The following is a 17,738-nucleotide window of genomic DNA, read 5'->3' on the forward strand; positions in this document are numbered from 1 at the left end:
TCCGCCTTTATCGTGTCAGCCATTCCTCGCGGCTGAGCGCATAGATGACGTGATGTTTGAGATGTGGAGCCGTATCCGGCACGCGTGGATGCTCGAAGTCGCGGGAAGGATCGGGGCGCAGCCCGATTCGTGTCATCACGGCCGTCGAGCGCACGTTGTTCTCCACTGCGAAGGACACGATTTCCGCAAGGCCGTGCTTTTCGAAGCCATGCCGGAGCATTGCTTGCCCAGCCTCGGTAACAAACCCCTGACGCCAGAAACGGACGGCCAGCCGCCAGCCGATCTCGACCGTGCCATCCGGCAGGAAGGGCTCAAGGTCGGTTCGGGCGAGGCCGAGAAAACCGATCGGTTCATCGGTGTCCTTCAATGCCAGCGCGAAAAAACCAAGTCCGGTTTCGCTGATCCGCCGACGGGCCTCGTTCATCAGCGCATCCGATTCTTCGCGGGGGCGCCGGCGTGGAAAGAATTCCATCACTTTCGGATCTGCATTGATTTCGGCAAATAATGGCCGGTCTGTCTCCAGCCAGTTGCGAACACGCAGTCGTTCCGTTTCCAGAACGATCACCGGACGAAATCCGTCTTGCGGTAGCCCTGAATATAGAGAAGGGCGGTGAGGTCGGCGTGATCGATGCGGATTTTGACCTGCGCGGAGACCATAGGCTTGGCATGCAGCGCAACGCCTGCGCCAGCCAGATGCAGCATGCCAAGATCGTTGGCACCGTCGCCGACAGCAAGGGCATCAGCGGTGGAAATGCCGAGCCGTGTGGTGATCTCAACGAGCGCGTCGACCTTGGCCTGCTTGCCGAGGATCGGTTCTGCGACAGCGCCCGTGAGAAGGCCGTCTTTTTCCAGCAGGATGTTGGCGCGGTTTTCATCGAAGCCGAGTGTCGCCGCGATCGGACCGGTAAAGACGGTAAAGCCGCCGGAGACCAGCGCGGTATAATAACCTTTGGCTTTCATCGTCGCGACCAGTTCAGGGCCGCCGGGGGTGAGCGTGATACGCTTTTCGATGACGTCGCCGACGACGCTCAGCGGCAGGCCCTCGAGCAGGGCGACGCGCTCCGTCAGGGCAGGCTCGAAGGCGATCTCGCCGTTCATCGCCCGGGCCGTGATCGCTGCGACCTTGTCCTTCAGGCCGACTTCGGCGGCAAGCTCGTCAATGCATTCCTGGCCGATCATGGTGGAGTCCATATCGGCGATCAGCAGTTTCTTGCGGCGTGTCTCGGCGTTCTGGACGATCACATCGATGGGGGCATCGCCGATGACGCCACGCAGCAGCGCCTCCTGCCAGTCCGGATTGGCGCCGTCCTTCAGGGCGATATCGCAGGCGACGCCGTCAGCCAGCCAATAGAGACCGGATGCGTCGACTGCGGCTGCAGCCACCTCGGCGAGCGCTGTGGTCAGGACGGGATTTGACGGATTGGCAACAAGCGTGGCAACGAAGGCCATGATGAAAAACCTTGAGATTGGACAGGATGCAATCCTGATAACCGGGCCGACTGCCAGCGGCAAGTCCGCTCTCGCCGTCGCGCTGGCGAAACAGCATAATGGTGTGGTTGTGAATGCCGACAGCATGCAGGTCTACGACACCTTGCATGTGCTGACCGCGCGTCCGTTCGAAGCGGACATGCAGGGCGTTGCGCATCATCTTTATGGCCATGTCCCGGCATCGCAGCACTACTCCACCGGTGAGTGGTTCCGCGACGCCGTCGAGGTGTTGCAGATGGTTCGCAGCGAGGGCAAGATTCCTGTCTTCGTCGGCGGTACCGGGCTCTACTTCAAGGCGCTGACCGGTGGCCTGTCGGATATGCCGGCCGTGCCTGCCGCGATACGCGACGATGTGCGGGGACGGTTGCTTACGGAAGGGGCGGAAGCCCTGCACCTGGTCCTGTTGCAGAAGGACCCCGAAACGGCGGCAACGCTGCGGCCGGGCGACGGGCAGCGTATCGCACGTGCACTGGAGATGTTTGAGGCTACCGGCCAGTCCATTCGCGTCTTTCAGGCGCGCCAAGGGCCTGTCGCCATCGATCCCGACCGCGCCATGAAGATCGTCGTTCTGCCGGATCGGGCATTGCTGCGCCAGCGGATCGACCTGCGCTTTGCCGGGATGCTCGAAAGCGGTGCTGTCGAGGAGGTGAAGGTGCTTCTGTCGCTTGACCTCAAGCCGGACATGCCGGCGATGAAGGCGATCGGCGTGCCACAGATTGCCGCTATGCTGTCTGGCACGATGAACAAGGCTGAGGTGATCAAAACGTCGTCGGCTGCCACACGGCAATATGCCAAGCGGCAGATGACTTGGTTTCGCAATCAACTGGACGATAGCTGGCTGCGCTTAGACCCGGCGAGCGCCTGAGATGCCGGTATTCCGACCTACTTGCGAATGATGCTGCTTAGCGGCTTTTTCAGCAGGCTCTCTCGTAGCGACGGCCGGGGTTGGTCCGGATTGGGCTGGGCAAAACTCGGCGCGGTGCGGGCCGGGGTTCGGTATGGATCGGGCCGTGGTGGGGTGGGCGGGTCGTCCGACAACAGCTGATTGCGGATCTGATTGAACCGCTCAAGTTGTGGATTGGCCGGTTCCATGCGTGGCAGCATAGCGGGATTGTACGGCTCGACGGCCGATTCAGAGGTTTCGTCTGCTCGCTCGGGAGCGGGTCGGTCAAACATGCTCGGGTCGCCGAATGCTTCTTCCATCGGCGCGTTGTTGCTGTCGAACCCGCCGAGGCTTGCCGTATAGGCGTTCTGGAAGCCGGAAATATCCGGCCCATTCATTGCGCGCATGCGCGAGACGACGTTGCGCAGATCGACGGTATCCGGGGTTTCTTCCGTGACCTTGACGGCGACGCCGTTGGCTTTCGGCAGGCTCTTTTCATCGACGCGGGTAAAGCGCATGCGCATCGGCACCGCTACGGCCTCACCGAAGGCGATCGCCTCGCCATTGCCGATCGAGGAAATGAAACTGGTTGTCGAGATCGACGAATTGGGGATCGCCGAGCGGATGATCTCCTGGTCGCGATCGTTGGACAGCCGCATGGCAAAGACGGTCGAGCACTGCGACAGGATGGTCGGATCAAGCTCACCCGGACGCTGGGTGATGATGCCCAGCGAAACGCCGTATTTACGGCCTTCCTTGGCGATGCGGGCGATGGCCTGGCGGGTTGGCACGAAACCAAGGCTGGCATCGGCCGGAACATAGCGGTGTGCTTCTTCGCAAACGACCAGCATGTGAACGCCGCCATTGCTCCAGAGCGCAATTTCAAAGGCCATGCGGCAGAGCACGGAGGCGACCGAATTGACGACCTCGGACGGAATTCCGGCAAGCTGGAACGTGGTGATAGGCCGGCCATCTCCCGGAATACGGAAAATCTTCGCGATTGTTTCCAGAATCGTATCGGTGATCGTGTTCGACGAGAACATGAAATTGTAGCGCGGATCGTTGATCGCACCGATCACCTTCACCTTCAGAGACCGCAGATGCGGCTTGTCGGTGCGGCCTTCCAGCCGCCCGATGCGCTCGTCGATCATCGCCAAGAGATCGGCCATGCGGTAGGGAACCGGCGTATCAGCAGTGATCGAACTCTTTTCACTGGTGCGGCGTGCCAATCCTGAGTCTGCCGAGCCTTTAAAGGCCCGCTTTGCTTCCGGAATGACATCGCGCAGAATATCGAGTTCTTCAGGAACAGGCGGCCGGCCGCGGAAAACCACCTCGGCGAATTCCTCAAGCTTCATCAGCCAGAAGGGCAGATCGAGATTGTCGGTGTCGATGACCACGGCGATATCGGGAAAGGCAGCGGCGAATTCATTGTGCGGATCGAGGATCAGCACCCGCAGCTTCGGATCCGAGGCGATGGCCTTGTGCAGCAGCAGGCTGACAGCCGTTGATTTACCGACGCCGGTGGTGCCAACGATGGCAAAATGCTTCGACAGCATCGAGGGCACATGAATGGCGGCGTCTAGGCTTTCATCCTGGGTCAGCTTGCCAATGACGCATGTGTCATTCTTGCCGGTATCATAGATGCGGGCAAGGTCGGCCGAGCGGATGCGGTGGGCAATGGCGCCGAGATAGGGGTATTGGGTAATGCCGGCGGAGAATTCTTCGCGGCCGTTCGGGCTCAGATGAACTTCCCCCATCAGTTCCACTTCGATGCGGAACGTATTGTCGACTTCTTCGCCCCATTCGTTGGTGGCTGTCTGCATTGAATAGACAAGAGCAACGACACGGTTTTCGCCGACCGTGATGGAAATCAGCCGGCCGACCGACCAGAGTTCGGTGAGCGAGGTTTCGCCGTTTTCGGCAATGGCTGCAATCGTTGCCCGCGAACCACTGCACGCAACGACGCGGCCGAGGAAACGGTTGCCCCGTTTCAGGGTATCCCGTCGATCCTGCTCTCCGGCGCTGATCGAAGAATGGAGCTCATTGTTCAGCAATAGGAAACCTCTGATCACGAATGCGCCATATTATCGGAAGGGATTTAACAAGTTGTTTCGCGGACTTGAGCGTGTTTTGTTGAATTAAAACGCGTTATGGTTGTTTTCGGGAAAGACGTTGACGGAGCGGATATTTCTGTTTATCAATCCCGCCCATGATCAATATCGCAGTTATTCTTGTGGTGGGACGGCGCATGGGCAGGATGGTGTAACCATCCGGCGATAGCCACCCATGCGCAAAACATCAGGCCCTCAAGGGGCCTTTTTTTATGCCTTCAAACACGATACTCACAGCCAAAACGCGAACATGGACGGAAACAGGCCAATGAGCGGTACAGACAACCAGACGGAAGCAAACCAGATGCAGGACAATCGCATGACTGGGGCGGAAATTGTTCTTCAGGCACTGAGGGACAATGGTGTGGAGCATATTTTCGGTTATCCGGGCGGTGCCGTTCTGCCGATCTATGACGAAATCTTCCAGCAGGACGATATCCAGCACATCCTCGTTCGCCACGAGCAGGGCGCCGGCCACATGGCTGAAGGTTATGCCCGCTCGACCGGTAAGGTCGGTGTCATGCTGGTGACCTCCGGTCCGGGTGCGACCAACGCCGTCACGCCGTTGCAGGATGCGCTGATGGACTCAATTCCGCTGGTCTGCCTGACTGGCCAGGTTCCGACATCGCTGATCGGCTCCGACGCTTTCCAGGAATGCGACACTGTCGGCATCACGCGGCCCTGCACCAAGCACAACTGGCTGGTCAAGGACGTCAACGAGCTCGCCAGCATCATTCATGAAGCGTTCCGCATCGCCCAGTCCGGCCGTCCGGGCCCGGTTGTCGTCGATATTCCGAAGGACGTTCAGTTCGCCACCGGCACCTATACGCCACCTTCGGCTGCGAAGGTTCAAAAAAGCTATCAGCCGAAGCTGCAGGGCGACATGCGCCAGATCGAGCAGGCGATCGAGCTGATGAAGACCGCCCGCCGTCCGGTCATCTATTCCGGCGGCGGCGTCATCAACTCCGGTCCGGAAGCGTCAAAACTGCTGCGCGAACTGGTCGAGCTGACCAATTTCCCGATCACCTCGACACTGATGGGACTGGGCGCCTATCCGGCATCCGGCAAGAACTGGCTCGGCATGCTGGGCATGCATGGTACTTACGAGGCCAATATGGCGATGCACGACTGCGACGTCATGGTCTGCATCGGCGCCCGCTTCGACGACCGCATCACCGGCCGCCTGAATGCCTTTTCGCCGAATTCGAAGAAGATCCATATCGACATCGATCCGTCGTCGATCAACAAGACCGTTCGCGTCGATGTTCCGATCATCGGCGATATCGGTAATGTTCTGGAAGACATGGTTCGTGTCTGGCGGGCTTCCGGCAAGGATGCTGACAAGACACGCATGGCCGAATGGTGGGAAGGCATCATCCGCTGGCGCGGCCGCAACTCGCTCGCCTACAAGATGAACGACGACGTCATCATGCCGCAATATGCCATCCAGCGCCTTTACGAGCTTACCAAGCACCGCGACACCTACATCACCACTGAAGTCGGCCAGCACCAGATGTGGGCAGCCCAGTTCTATGGTTTCGAGCATCCGAACCGCTGGATGACCTCGGGTGGCCTCGGCACCATGGGCTACGGCTTTCCGGCGGCGATCGGCGTTCAGGTCGCCCATCCCGATGCGCTCGTCATCGACATTGCCGGCGATGCGTCGATCCAGATGTGCATCCAGGAAATGTCCTGCGCCGTGCAGCATAACCTGCCGGTCAAGATATTCATCCTCAACAACCAGTACATGGGCATGGTGCGCCAGTGGCAGCAGCTGCTGCACGGCAACCGCCTGTCCAACTCCTACACCGAAGCCATGCCTGATTTCGTCAAGCTGGCCGAGGCCTATGGCGGTGTCGGCATCCGCTGCGACAAGCCGGCCGATCTCGATGCTGCAATCCAGCGGATGATCGACAGCCCGGCGCCGGTAATCTTCGATTGCCGCGTTGCCAATCTCGCCAACTGCTTCCCGATGATCCCGTCGGGCAAGGCGCATAACGAGATGTTGCTGCCGGACGAGGCCACGGACGAAGCGGTCGCCAATGCGATCGACGCCAAGGGCCGCGCACTGGTTTGATGGAATAGGAAAAGGACACGATCATGAACGCACATCTTCAGCCGACCGGCTCCGCCTATTTCATCGCCAAGGAAACCGAGAAGGCAGAAAACCACACGCTTTCGGTTCTCGTCGACAACGAGCCAGGCGTCCTAGCCCGCGTCATCGGCCTGTTTTCCGGCCGTGGCTACAATATCGAAAGCCTGACGGTTTCCGAGACCGAGCACCAGTCGCACCTGTCGCGCATCACTATCGTCACGCGTGGTACGCCGCACGTGCTGGAACAGATCAAGGCGCAGCTGGAACGCATCGTTCCGGTGCACCGCGTCGTCGACCTGACGGTACGGGCTGCCGAACTTGGCCATGACCGGCCGATCGAGCGTGAAGTGGCACTGGTTAAGGTTTCGGGCCAGGGCGAAACCCGGGCGGAAACGCTGCGTCTTGCCGACGCCTTCCACGCCAAGGTGATCGACGCGACGCTCGAGCACTTCATCCTTGAAATCACCGGCAAGTCCTCCAAGATCGACCAGTTCGTGGCGATCCTGAAGCCGCTCGGCGTTCTCGAAGTCTGCCGCACCGGCATCGCGGCAATGAACCGTGGCCCGCAGGGGATGTGAGTTCGCCGTCGATCAGAATGAAAAAGGGCGCCATTGGCGCCCTTTTTCATGTCAAACGGACTGTCCGCTCAGATCATTTCCAGCGGCATTTTTCTGCCCGGCGGCGGGAAGGCTTTGTCGAGGATTGCGAGATCGTCGTCGGTCAGCTGAACCTCGACGGTTGCCCGGTTTTCGCGCACCCGCTCCGGCATTGCGGTCTTGGGGATGACGATGACGCCGGGGTTGCGAATCAGGAAGGCGAGGGCGACCTGTGCGACGGTTGCCTGATGGGCCTTGGCGATATGGATGAGATCGGGGTGGCGCATTAGCCGGCCCTCGTCGAGTGGCGAATAGGCCATGAGTGGGATGCCGCGGGCCTGGCTGTCCTTCAAGAGGTCGTATTCGATACCACGGCGGGCGAGATTGTAGAGCACCTGGTTGGCTGCAACTTTGCCGCCATCCGGTACACCGAGGAGCTCTTCCATATCGTCGGCATCGAAATTGGAGACGCCCCAGGCGCCGATCTTGCCGGATTGGCGCAAAGCCTCGAAGGCTTCGACAGTTTCCGCCAGGCGGTAGCGGCCGCGCCAATGGAGGAGATAGAGGTCGATATGATCCGTGCCGAGCCGTTTCAGGCTGGCTTCGCAGGCTTTGATCGTGCCGTTCAGGCTGGCGTTGGTGGGGAGCACCTTGCTGACGACGAAGGCATCATTCCTGCGGCCCTTGATGGCTTCGCCGACAATCCGTTCGGCGCCACCATCGGCATACATTTCGGCGGTGTCGATGAGTGTCATGCCGAGATCAAGGGCATGGCGCAGGCATTTTACTTCCTCAGCGGCGCTCGCCTTGCGCTCGCCCATGTGCCAGGTGCCCTGGCCGATCACGGGAATGGTCTTGCCCGAAGGGAGGGATGTGGTGGGAATGTGGACTTGCATGCCAGACCTCTCACTTGCCGATGACAGCTACATTGTTTGTATGTCCGTGTCATGATATACACAGTATATCATTGAGGCGCGGGCATGACCAAGGTCACAATCTCCAAGTGGGGTAACAGTTCCGCTATCCGGTTGCCGAAGGCGGCGATGGATGAGCTCGGCCTTGCGGATGGCGATATCCTCGATCTCACCGTTCGGAATGGTCAGGCCATCATTGAAAAAAAACGGCTCAAACTTGCTCCGCCGCTGGCGGAAATGGTTGCGGACATGGACCGTATCGGGTGGGAAAACGAGCCCAAGACTGTCGATTGGGGACCTGATGTTGGGTCCGAACGCATTTCAGATCATGACTGACAGGATTCCTGTCGCCGGCGACATCTACCTTGCCGATCTCGACCCGATAAGGGGGATAGAGCAGTCCGGCATTCGGCCGATCCTGATCATCTCGTCCAATCTCATGCATGAGAAATCACGGCGGGTGATCGTCTGCCCAATCACGAGCAATATGCAGGTCTGGGCAACAAAGGTGGCATTGCCGGGTGAATTGAAGACGTTGGGCATGGTTCTGGCCGATCAGATCCGGGCAGTGGACAAAAGCGAAAGACTTCTTCGGCATGTCGAAACCGTTCCGGCCGATTTCGTCACAATCGTTCGCAGCTATGTCGGCCGCTTGCTCGAACTCGACGTTCCACCGCATGCACGCTGAGTGCTTCTTGTCACCCTGACAAGTTTCGGGTGGTCTTTGGAGATAGGTCAATTAACCTGACCTAAGTATCGGGAGGACTCCAATGCAGGCCGACACGCTTCTGGCGCTGTTTCTTTTTGCGTTCACGACATCGATCACGCCGGGACCGAACAACATGATGCTGTTCGCATCGGGGGTGAATTTCGGTTTTGCACGCACCATTCCGCATATGTTCGGTATCGGGGCAGGATTTCTGTCTCTGCTGATTGCCGTCGGCCTTGGGCTCGGCGCGCTGCTGCATTCCGTGCCGATGCTCTACATCGCGCTGAAATTCGCGGGCGGTGCCTATCTCGTCTGGATCGCCTGGAAGATCGGCACATCGCGGACGCTGTCGGAGGGCAAGGCGGGGGCTGTTCCAATGTCCTTCCTGCAGGCGGCGGCGTTTCAGTGGATCAATCCGAAAGCCTGGGTCATGGCCGTGACGGCGATGGCGACCTATACGACCGAGCAGAGCTATCTGACGAGCGTGTTCATCGTCGGTGCCATCTTTGCGATCGTCAACGTTCCCAGTGTCTCGACCTGGGCGGGTTTTGGCTCGGCGCTCAGGCAATGGTTGTCCGAACCGGTGCGGCTCAAATGGTTCAATATCACCATGGCGGTCTTGCTCGTTCTCAGTCTTTGGCCGATGTTGAAATGATCAGGACAAAGGGATCAGAAACATGACTTCCCACTCCAACGACGACGATCATCACGGCCACGATCATGACCACGACAACCATTTCTCGGAGATGCAGGCCCGGGTGAAGGCGCTCGAAACCGTGCTGACCCAGAAGGGCCTGATCGATCCGGCGGCGATCGATGTGATCGTCGATACCTATGAGACAAAGATCGGCCCGCGCAACGGTGCCCGTGTCGTTGCCAAGGCGTGGAGCGAGCCGGACTTTGCTGACTGGTTGCGCAGTGATGCGACGGCAGCGATTGGGAGCCTTGGCTATACTGGCCGTCAGGGCGAGCATATGCGCGCGGTGTTCAATACGCCGGAAACCCACAATCTCGTCGTCTGCACGCTGTGCTCCTGCTACCCGTGGTCCGTGCTCGGTCTGCCGCCCATCTGGTACAAGGCGCCGCCCTATCGCTCGCGCGCGGTGATCGATCCGCGCGACGTGCTGGGCGAATTCGGCGTAACTCTCCCCGACACCAAGAAAATCCGCGTTTGGGATTCCACCGCGGAGCTTCGCTATATCGTCATTCCTGAACGCCCCACCGGCACCGAAGGGCTCGATCAGCAGGCGCTCGCCGATCTCGTCACACGCGATTCGATGATCGGCACGGGCCTGGCAAAACCGGCTGGAGAAGCACCATGAACGGCGCGCAGGATCTCGGTGGGCAGCATGGCATGGGACCGGTGGCGCCCGAGAAGGATGAGCCGTATTTCCATGCCGAATGGGAGAAGCGAGCGCTCGGCCTAACGCTTTCCTGCGGTGCCTTCGGTGCCTGGACGATCGACGAGAGCCGGCACGCGCGCGAAAGCCTGGCGCCGGCCACCTATCTGTCGGCCAGCTATTACGAAATCTGGACCCGCGGGCTGGAGATCCTGTTGAAACGGCATGGCTTCGTTTCGGCTGCCGAACTGGCGGCAGGCCACATGCTGGATAAGGGCAGGGAGCCGAAGCGCATCCTGACGGCGGACATGGTGCCGGGTGTTTTGGCCAAGGGTGGGCCGTGTGACCGGCCGGTCACTGACCCGCCGGTCTTTGCAGCTGGTGACCGGGTATGCACCAAAAACTTCAATCCCGAGACCCACACGCGGCTGCCGCGTTATGCGCGCGCCAAGCAAGGCATGATCGAGGCGGTGCAGGGCTCGTTCGTGTTTCCCGACGACAATGCCCATGGCAAGGGCGAAAATCCGCAATGGGTCTACACCGTGGTTTTCGACGGGGAAGAGATCTGGGGCGAGGGCGCCGATCCAACGCTGACCGTCTCGATCGATGCCTGGGAGAGCTATCTTGAACGCGTTTGAACCGACCCTCAGCGGATCTCCGGGGCTACCGAAATCAAAAGAAGGCGATCCAGTCTTTTCGGAGCCCTGGCAGGCGGAGGCCTTTGCCATGACAGTGCGTCTGCATGAGAAGGGCGTGTTTTCGTGGAGCGAATGGGCCGAGGCCTTGTCGCATGAGCTCTACAAACCGGGCCGGCGCGCGGATGCGAGCGACTATTTCGATTGCTGGGTCGCGGCTCTGTCACGCCTCGTCACCGAACTGTTGATCACCTCGCGGGACCATCTCGATCACCTGACGCGAAGCTGGCAGAGGGCCGCGGAAGCGACGCCTCACGGCAAGCCCATCCTTTTGGAAAACGACCCGCAGCGCTGAGCATTTTCCGATAACGGCCTCGCGTCAGGTTTCGAACTGCCGATAACATTCCTCGGCGATTTGCTGCAGTTTGGCGCGGCTGACTTCGCCGGTGACGGCGTATCCGATGGTGCCGTCGATCCAGTAGAAGGTTTCGAGAGAGCCTGCGGATTCGAAGCGGAAGCTGGTTTCGGCGTTTTCCGGGTTTTTACCGAGAAGAACCGTTAGCCGCTGGCCGGCCGTATCCTGATACATCAGCATCGCCCCGGCCTTGCCGTTGACGGGTAAGAGCCTGCCGCCGACGAGGGAGAACCCGAGGCTTTTAAGGTCAGGCGCTACCAGCTTGTAGTCCAGGCGCTTGCCGAGCCAGGTGACCAGATGATCCTCCTGATCGGCGCCGACCTCGACCGGGTGGCGCTTTTCGCTGGCATAAACGAGGAATGCTGTCTTGGATTGCCCAGGCAGGCTGTCGATTGCAGCGGCTGTTTCGATCGTCGCTGGGTTACCCCGCAATTTCTCGCCATAGATGCCTGCAGCCGCACCCGACAGGAAGAGCGTCAATGAGGCGGCGATGAGGGCGGCCTTGCGCCACCACGAGGGCGATGATGTTGCGGCGGCACCCTGAGTGTTCAAAAGTGCACGGTCGCTTTCGCTCGCCTGCGCATAACCTGCGAACGAGGCATGCAGCTCGGCTGCCTGTGCCTGCCATTGGCGGACTTCGGCTTCTTGCTCCGGGTGGACGCTCAGCCAGAGTTCGACGTCGCGCCGGCGTACCTCGTCGAGAAAACCATCGACATAGGCGTGCAGATCAGCTTCGGTGACCGGTTTGTGGTCGTCTGTCATTTCGGTCTCCGCAGTGTCACGATGTTGTTCTCGGCAAGATGCGCTGCCATTTGACGGCGCGCGCGCGACAGGCGGGACATGACGGTGCCGATCGGGATCGCCAGCATGTCGGCGACATCCTGATAGCCATAGCCCTCGATGACGACGAGCATCAGCACCGAACGATGGTCCGGGCTTAGCGCATTCAGCGCCTTTTGGAGCCGGGTCTTTTCCAATGGGTCGCCCGAAACGTCTTCGGCCATCAAGCCGAGCGTGTCGTTGAGTTCCACGGACGGATGCTGGGCAGAGCGGCGGTGCCGGTCGCGGTAGAGATTGGTCATGATGGTGAACGCCCAGGCACGCAGGTTGACGCCGCGCCATTGGCCGCGGCGCACAAGCACCTTTTCGACGCAGTCCTGCAGGAGGTCTTCGCCGTCGCTGTCGGATTTGGCCAGGCTGCGGGAATAACGCCGCAGTGACGGTACCAGCGAGAGGATCTGGTTTTCGAACGTATCCGCGGAAGGGGGATGTGCCCCCTTCACGCGGGTGTCCTGATCAGGGGCGTGCGGCATCCCAGACCTTTCCTACACCGTCGCCGGTGGCGTCGCCCTTTTTGGTGTCCTTGACCCAGAAGTAGAGCGGCATGCCCTTGAGAGCCCATTGTTTCTTGCCATCCTTGCGATCGACAAGCGTGTAGTCGCCTTCGGCTTTGGCGGATGCATCGCCGAGATAAGGCGGCCAGTTGGTGGCGCATTTATCATAGCAGTAGGATTCGCCCTTTTCATCCTTCTTGTAGGTGTAGAGCGTCATGCCGTTTTCGGCAGCGACGACCTTGCCCTTGTCGGTCTCGACGGTCTGAACTGCCGGGGCGGCGAAAGCGGAGGCGGCGGATATCAGGGAGAATGCGGTAACGAGCGGAAGAAATCTCATGGGATGTGTCCTCTCTGGAATTGTTTGAACGAACCGTTGTTTCAGCCGGTTCGAACGTAAGACACATGAGGGGCGCTTCTTATTCCCGGTTCGTGCAAAAACTTATTGCGGCGGTATCGCTTTTGAGGCGACGAAGCGGGCAAGCGAGGGACCGATCGCCATGATCATCAGCAACCGGGCCGTCTGCAGCGCCATCACGAAGGGCACGTCGACATTGCTGGAGGCGGCGATGATGGCGATTGAATCCATGCCGCCGGGGCTGGTGGCAAGATAGGCCGTTAACGGATCGATACCGGCGGCGTGTACAAGGATATAGGCAAGCAGTCCGGAAAAGCCGATCAGCACGAGGATGGAAATGATCGTCGGTACGAGCGCACGGCGGGCATGGGCCAGGATCGGACGGGTGAAGCCGAGCCCGATGTTCCAGCCGAGCATGGCATAGCTCAGCGCCAGCAGCCATTCGGGGATTTCGATCACCAGCATGCCGCTGACGCTGAGCGCTGAGCCCAGCAGAAACGGCACTAGAAATACGCCCGCCGGTATGCGCAGCCATTTGCCGAGACAGCCGCCCACAAGCGCAAGTAAGAGGGTCTCGAGGAACGGAACAAGGTGGATCGGCCCGAACCAGACGATTTCTGGTCCGGGTCCATCGATCCCGGCCCAATAGCGCGCCACGATAGAAGCGGCGGCGGCGACGAACACGACGCGCAGATATTGCATGAAGGCAACCAGCCTGACATCGGCGCCATAGGCGTCGGCCATCACCAGCATCGAGGTCGCAGCCCCTGCCGAGGAGCCCCAGATCGCCGTCGTACCGGGCAGGATGTTGAGCTTGCTGATGACAAAGCCGCTGAACGTGCTCATGGCGATGACCGACAACACGATGGCGAGGAACAGCGGCCAGTTTGAAAAGAAGGTCGTCAGAATGCCGGGGCGGATGGTTTCGGCGATTATTGTGCCGATCAGCGCCTGGGCACAGAGAAAGGCCGGGCGCGGTAGCCGGATGGTACCGCCATTCATGCCGACGATGGCGCCGGCCACCATCGGCCCCATCAAAAGGGCTGCCGGAATGCCGGTGAGTTCGAGCCCGCCGGCAAGGATTGCGGAGATGAGGATGAGGAAGCCCCATTGCATCGGGGCAGACCAGCGGCCGATGCCCGAGGCCACGGGAGCGGACGGGTCTTCGGAAGGTTCAGGCGTCACGTGGGGCACTTTCGAATTGCAGAAGGGGCAGCGCTTGGGAGGCGGGCGGAGAGATTATTATCACGGGTTGTAGCCCCGCGATATGCGATAGGGTGTGGCAGTTTCTTGCGGTATCCAGCACTTGCGAGCGAAAATGTGATGCGGACGACGGCACCGCGAACCGTCGATCAGCGCTGCAAGACGCGACAGGCCGCCCCGAATCGGGCAATAGAACAAACATGGAATTCGCACCGCAACAGGATGAGGCCCTCAAGGCCGTTTCGCGCTGGTTGAAGGAAGGGCGTTCGCCGCTGTTCCGGCTGTTCGGCTATGCAGGGACCGGAAAAACGACGCTTGCCCGGCATTTCGCCGAGCATGTCGAGGGCGACGTGCTGTTTGCCGCCTTTACCGGCAAGGCCGCACAGGTCCTGCGCTCCAAGGGCGCAAAGAACGCCCGGACCATCCATTCGCTGATCTACCGGCCGCGTGGCGAAGAAGAGGTGTCGGACGAAGAGACCGGCAAGACCTCGATCGCCCCAATGTTTTCGATCAACCGGCAGTCACCCGTCGCCAAGGCGGCGCTGATCATCATCGACGAGTGCTCGATGGTCGACGAAGCGCTCGGCCGGGACCTGATGAGCTTTGGCACGCCGATCCTGGTGCTTGGCGATCCGGGCCAGCTTCCGCCGGTCTCGGGCGGGGGCTATTTCACCAACGAGGAGCCCGACTACCTTTTGACGGATATTCACCGTCAGGCGCGCGACAATCCGATCATCCAGCTTGCCATGCATGTACGCGAGGGCAAGGAGATCATGCACGGCGACTATGGCTCGACGGCCAGGATCATCTCCAAGAACGAGGTGACGCAGGACCTGGTGCTCGGCGCCGATCAGGTGCTGGTTGGCACCAACAAGACCCGCCGCCGCTACAATACGCGCCTGCGTGAACTGAAGGGCTTTACCACCGAGTATCCGCAGGCTGGCGACAAACTCGTCTGCCTGCGCAACGACCCGGCCAAGGGTCTGCTCAACGGCTCGCTCTGGCAGGTGATGACGTCGTCCAAGGAAACGGTGAAGCCCGGCATCAACCTGATGATCCGGCCGGAAGATGACGACATGGATCGGGGTGCAGCCAAGATCAAGCTGCTGAAAACCGCGTTCGAGGACGTCGAAGGCGAAATTCCCTGGTCGACGCGCAAGCGTTATGACGAGTTCGACTATGGCTACGCGCTGACGGTGCACAAGGCGCAGGGCTCGCAATGGAACAATGTGGTTCTGTTCGATGAAAGCTGGGCGTTCCGCGATACCCGCGAGCGCTGGCTCTATACCGCGATCACACGCGCGGCCGAGACGCTGACGATCGTGCGCTGACGCCTATTCCGCAGATACAAATCCCAAGAGCACGGCCTTGGCAACCGCCTGGAAGCGGTTGTGGCCGTTGAATTTGCGGATGATGTCGGATTCAAGCGTCAGGACGGCGGTGAGATCCATATCCATCATCGTGGCGATCCGGTTCGCCGGGTAGCCTTCAGCCATGAAGACGAGACACTTCGTCTCGATTGGTGAAAGATGGATGGGCGGCAGGGCGATGCGCTCCGGGTTGTCGCCTTCGGCCGCTGATTCCAGGAGTTCGCTGATCCGCTGCATCTGGCGCCGCAGGATGGATTGCTGGGCCGCGAGTTCCCGTTTTCGCGCATGCAGGGCATCTTCGAAAATCCGCGCTGCATCCTGCTGGCTGATGGCCGCGCTGAGGGCCGCCATCAGATCCTGGATGGCGGCGATCGGCATGTCGATCTCGCGGCAGGCATTGATGACGGTCATGCGCCGGATGTCTTCCAATCCGTAGACCCGCATCGGCCCCATTCTATCCGCCGAAAGCAGGCCCTTTTCCTCGTAGAAGTGCAGGGTCCGGTGGGTGACGCCGAAGGCATCCGCCATGTCGGCGATGCCGACATGATTGTCGGCTATGGTTCCCGGCAAGGGTAGGTGGGGAATAAAACCGGACGATTGCCGGTGACCCGGTTGAGAAGGATGTGTCTTTCCCTGTTCTGGCATTTTGCGAAATAGCCCCCCGCTGTTTGGCCGTCGCTAAGAAGACCTGGAGACGGCATCCGCTGCTTACGCTCTAAAACGCGGCGCTCGTCTCCCTAGGGCTGCTCTTCAATGCCATGCACGCCATCCAAAAGGGACGGATACTCAAGACTATTGTGCCGGCTTGATGAGCGACCAAGCCTTTTCCACTTGCAAACTGAGAATACACGCCGCGCTTCATGCTGAATAGCTAGTAATATTAGGGATAAAACTTGGGAAATCCCTGCTAAATCACAGGTTTCCGGCCGAAATATAGTGTTCTTAGCAGCGATTTCTTGCCATTCTGGCCATTGAGGCCAAAAATTCCGAAACAGGTTACCGGATAAGTGTCAGCGGTAACGCCCCAGCGCTGATAACGAATTTCAACTTCTGCCTATGTTCGACCGACAGTTTCTCCTGGCAGGACTTGGCCTTCTGAAACGTCTCGCGGGTCTGCTGGTACCGGTAGGCATCCGTCATCGTCATGCATTTCATGAGCGGGCTATCGATGTCGGCTTCGCTCGCATAGCGAAAGATATCGCCGTCCGTCGACAGGATCTTTGTGGCGAAGGACAGGCTTTCGTAAAGGACATCGGCTTCGCTTGCCAATTTCGATCCGTCGATGAAGCGATCGTAGAGCGTGTCCGAAGACACATCGTTGGAGATCAGTACCCGTAGGCCGGCGGGTGATTCCTGTTCCACCACGGAAATGGTGAAAGCCAGCGGATACGTTGTCGTTGGCGACGCCTGTAATTTGCTTACCTTGCCGGGCATTGCTGCAACGGTCGGGTAGTGCGAGGAGGCGGTGCGTAGCGCATCGGCAAATTGTGCTGCCTTGCCGGTGCGTGGCCACTGCGCGCGCACCGTTATCTTCGGCAGGTCGTCGGCGAACCGGCGCTCCAGAACGGCGCCATGCAGGCGCGTTTGCGCCGGTATGTTGACGCTCATCGCAGTCGATGTCAGGGGCACGAAGATCAGCAACGGCAGGACTGAGAGCACGGCTAGCGGCGAGGAAAGGGGCGCCGGCAACCAGGAGAAGCGCCTGTTTCCGGCGCGGCGCGGCTGCACTGGTGGCCGCGCCGACGTTGTCGTTTCGGAAGAGACACGCTGGCGCCGGTATTCCGGCACATAGGTGCCTTTCGGTATGTCGATGCGCCATTCGTCCAAGGCGCCTTCGGTCGCATAGTACGTTGCCAGCAGCTTTCTCAGCTTGCCGGCATGGACGCGGACCAATGGATCGCTGTCGGCGTTGAATGCCTGCGGCCGGTCAAAGACGTCGATGCCGATCGTATAGCCCTTCAACTGGTGACCGGTGCCTTCGATTTCCTTGTCGACGACATATTTCAGAAAAGCACGCAGCCTTTCGGAACGCGAGAAAAGAGCGCTCGACAAAATGCTGTTGAGGGACTGATGGATTGCGTGGTCGTCAGGTCTGTCGCAGTTTTGCATCAATGTGCCTTACCCGAAAAATCTCTCGAAGCCTGCATCGCGGCGGCGCGAGCAAGGGGCGATTCGATGAAGTCGAGGCAAAAACGAGGGTTCATTGGTTCCAGTTCGGTCGTTTCGTGAGGTCCAGCACAGCCGCTCACTGTTTGGGAGCGCATCATTGTACTTGAGTCTCTATTAAATC

At 59.9% G+C, this 17,738-nt stretch carries 20 protein-coding genes; 10 read left to right on the forward strand and 10 right to left on the reverse strand.

Translation table 11 applies throughout. The features are described 5' to 3' along the window. Positions 1-7: 7 nt before the first annotated feature. A complete protein-coding gene (locus ACP7E0_RS03190) occupies positions 8-565 on the reverse strand; it encodes a GNAT family N-acetyltransferase (RefSeq protein WP_426122905.1) in 558 nt (185 codons plus the stop codon). Next, complete coding sequence (gene serB, locus ACP7E0_RS03195) at positions 562-1,449, reverse strand: phosphoserine phosphatase SerB (RefSeq protein WP_426122907.1); 888 nt, start codon at positions 1,447-1,449, stop codon at positions 562-564. Before serB ends, ACP7E0_RS03190 begins: the two co-directional genes overlap by 4 nt. Here serB and miaA point away from each other — a divergent pair. Beyond that, positions 1,448-2,353 (forward strand): tRNA (adenosine(37)-N6)-dimethylallyltransferase MiaA, encoded by a 906-nt coding sequence (gene miaA / locus ACP7E0_RS03200; RefSeq protein ID WP_426122908.1) that lies wholly within the window; start codon positions 1,448-1,450, stop codon positions 2,351-2,353. The genes serB and miaA overlap by 2 nt on opposite strands. A gap of 17 nt (positions 2,354-2,370) precedes the next feature. Here the strand turns inward: miaA and ACP7E0_RS03205 are convergent, their stop codons facing one another. Beyond that, entirely contained in the window at positions 2,371-4,425 is a 2,055-nt protein-coding gene (locus tag ACP7E0_RS03205; RefSeq protein WP_426122909.1) for an ATP-binding protein, read from the reverse strand. Positions 4,426-4,750: 325 nt separating this feature from the next. Here ACP7E0_RS03205 and ACP7E0_RS03210 point away from each other — a divergent pair, with 325 nt between their 5' ends. Together ACP7E0_RS03210 and ilvN are read left to right on the forward strand one after the other, a co-directional pair. Next, positions 4,751-6,559 carry an acetolactate synthase 3 large subunit gene (locus ACP7E0_RS03210; protein ID WP_426122910.1) on the forward strand — a complete coding sequence of 603 codons (1,809 nt, stop codon included), beginning with the start codon at positions 4,751-4,753 and terminating at the stop codon, positions 6,557-6,559. 23 nt (positions 6,560-6,582) lie between these two features. Next, on the forward strand, positions 6,583-7,155 hold the full coding sequence (gene ilvN, locus ACP7E0_RS03215) for an acetolactate synthase small subunit (protein ID WP_113549800.1): 573 nt from the start codon (positions 6,583-6,585) through the stop codon (positions 7,153-7,155). Between the two features lie 68 nt (positions 7,156-7,223). On the opposite strand, the gene ACP7E0_RS03220 is transcribed toward ilvN, so the two are convergent. Further along, a complete protein-coding gene (locus ACP7E0_RS03220; RefSeq protein WP_426122912.1) occupies positions 7,224-8,069 on the reverse strand; it encodes an aldo/keto reductase in 846 nt (281 codons plus the stop codon). An 84-nt stretch (positions 8,070-8,153) separates the two neighbouring features. Between ACP7E0_RS03220 and ACP7E0_RS03225 the strand changes: the two genes are divergently transcribed. The 6 genes from ACP7E0_RS03225 to ACP7E0_RS03250 all read left to right on the forward strand — a co-directional run bounded on the left by ACP7E0_RS03225 (position 8,154) and on the right by ACP7E0_RS03250 (position 11,126). After that, positions 8,154-8,423: an AbrB/MazE/SpoVT family DNA-binding domain-containing protein gene (locus ACP7E0_RS03225; RefSeq protein WP_426122913.1), complete on the forward strand. Its 270-nt coding sequence runs from the start codon at positions 8,154-8,156 to the stop codon at positions 8,421-8,423. After that, on the forward strand, positions 8,416-8,775 hold the full coding sequence (locus ACP7E0_RS03230; protein WP_426122914.1) for a type II toxin-antitoxin system PemK/MazF family toxin: 360 nt from the start codon (positions 8,416-8,418) through the stop codon (positions 8,773-8,775). The genes ACP7E0_RS03225 and ACP7E0_RS03230 overlap by 8 nt, the downstream gene beginning before the upstream one ends. A gap of 82 nt (positions 8,776-8,857) precedes the next feature. Further along, the gene (locus ACP7E0_RS03235) at positions 8,858-9,451 is read left to right on the forward strand and encodes a LysE family translocator (RefSeq protein WP_426122916.1); all 594 of its coding nucleotides are present in this window, start codon (positions 8,858-8,860) and stop codon (positions 9,449-9,451) included. Between the two features lie 22 nt (positions 9,452-9,473). Then, entirely contained in the window at positions 9,474-10,118 is a 645-nt protein-coding gene (gene nthA / locus ACP7E0_RS03240; protein WP_426122917.1) for a nitrile hydratase subunit alpha, read from the forward strand. Next, a complete protein-coding gene (gene nthB, locus ACP7E0_RS03245) occupies positions 10,115-10,774 on the forward strand; it encodes a nitrile hydratase subunit beta (RefSeq protein ID WP_426122918.1) in 660 nt (219 codons plus the stop codon). Before nthA ends, nthB begins: the two co-directional genes overlap by 4 nt. After that, positions 10,743-11,126, forward strand: a complete 384-nt coding sequence (locus tag ACP7E0_RS03250) for a nitrile hydratase accessory protein (protein ID WP_426122919.1) — start codon at positions 10,743-10,745, stop codon at positions 11,124-11,126. Before nthB ends, ACP7E0_RS03250 begins: the two co-directional genes overlap by 32 nt. Positions 11,127-11,150: 24 nt before the next feature. Here the strand turns inward: ACP7E0_RS03250 and ACP7E0_RS03255 are convergent, their stop codons facing one another. The 4 genes from ACP7E0_RS03255 to ACP7E0_RS03270 form a co-directional block, all read right to left on the reverse strand. Continuing rightward, positions 11,151-11,948: an anti-sigma factor family protein gene (locus ACP7E0_RS03255; protein WP_426122920.1), complete on the reverse strand. Its 798-nt coding sequence runs from the start codon at positions 11,946-11,948 to the stop codon at positions 11,151-11,153. Then, on the reverse strand, positions 11,945-12,499 hold the full coding sequence (locus ACP7E0_RS03260; protein WP_426122922.1) for an RNA polymerase sigma factor: 555 nt from the start codon (positions 12,497-12,499) through the stop codon (positions 11,945-11,947). Before ACP7E0_RS03260 ends, ACP7E0_RS03255 begins: the two co-directional genes overlap by 4 nt. Beyond that, a complete protein-coding gene (locus tag ACP7E0_RS03265; protein WP_426122923.1) occupies positions 12,483-12,857 on the reverse strand; it encodes a COG4315 family predicted lipoprotein in 375 nt (124 codons plus the stop codon). Before ACP7E0_RS03265 ends, ACP7E0_RS03260 begins: the two co-directional genes overlap by 17 nt. A gap of 102 nt (positions 12,858-12,959) precedes the next feature. Continuing rightward, entirely contained in the window at positions 12,960-14,060 is a 1,101-nt protein-coding gene (locus ACP7E0_RS03270; RefSeq protein WP_426122925.1) for an AbrB family transcriptional regulator, read from the reverse strand. A 218-nt stretch (positions 14,061-14,278) separates the two neighbouring features. On the opposite strand from ACP7E0_RS03270, the gene ACP7E0_RS03275 reads away from it, so the two are divergent. Beyond that, positions 14,279-15,409, forward strand: a complete 1,131-nt coding sequence (locus ACP7E0_RS03275; RefSeq protein ID WP_426122926.1) for an ATP-dependent DNA helicase — start codon at positions 14,279-14,281, stop codon at positions 15,407-15,409. A gap of 3 nt (positions 15,410-15,412) precedes the next feature. Here the strand turns inward: ACP7E0_RS03275 and ACP7E0_RS03280 are convergent, their stop codons facing one another. After that, positions 15,413-16,093: a MerR family transcriptional regulator gene (locus ACP7E0_RS03280; RefSeq protein ID WP_426122927.1), complete on the reverse strand. Its 681-nt coding sequence runs from the start codon at positions 16,091-16,093 to the stop codon at positions 15,413-15,415. 351 nt (positions 16,094-16,444) lie between these two features. After that, complete coding sequence (locus ACP7E0_RS03285) at positions 16,445-17,557, reverse strand: hypothetical protein (protein ID WP_426122928.1); 1,113 nt, start codon at positions 17,555-17,557, stop codon at positions 16,445-16,447. Positions 17,558-17,738: the final 181 nt, after the last annotated feature.

Source organism: Pararhizobium sp. PWRC1-1 (genome assembly GCF_049897905.1).
GTDB lineage: Bacteria > Pseudomonadota > Alphaproteobacteria > Rhizobiales > Rhizobiaceae > Pararhizobium.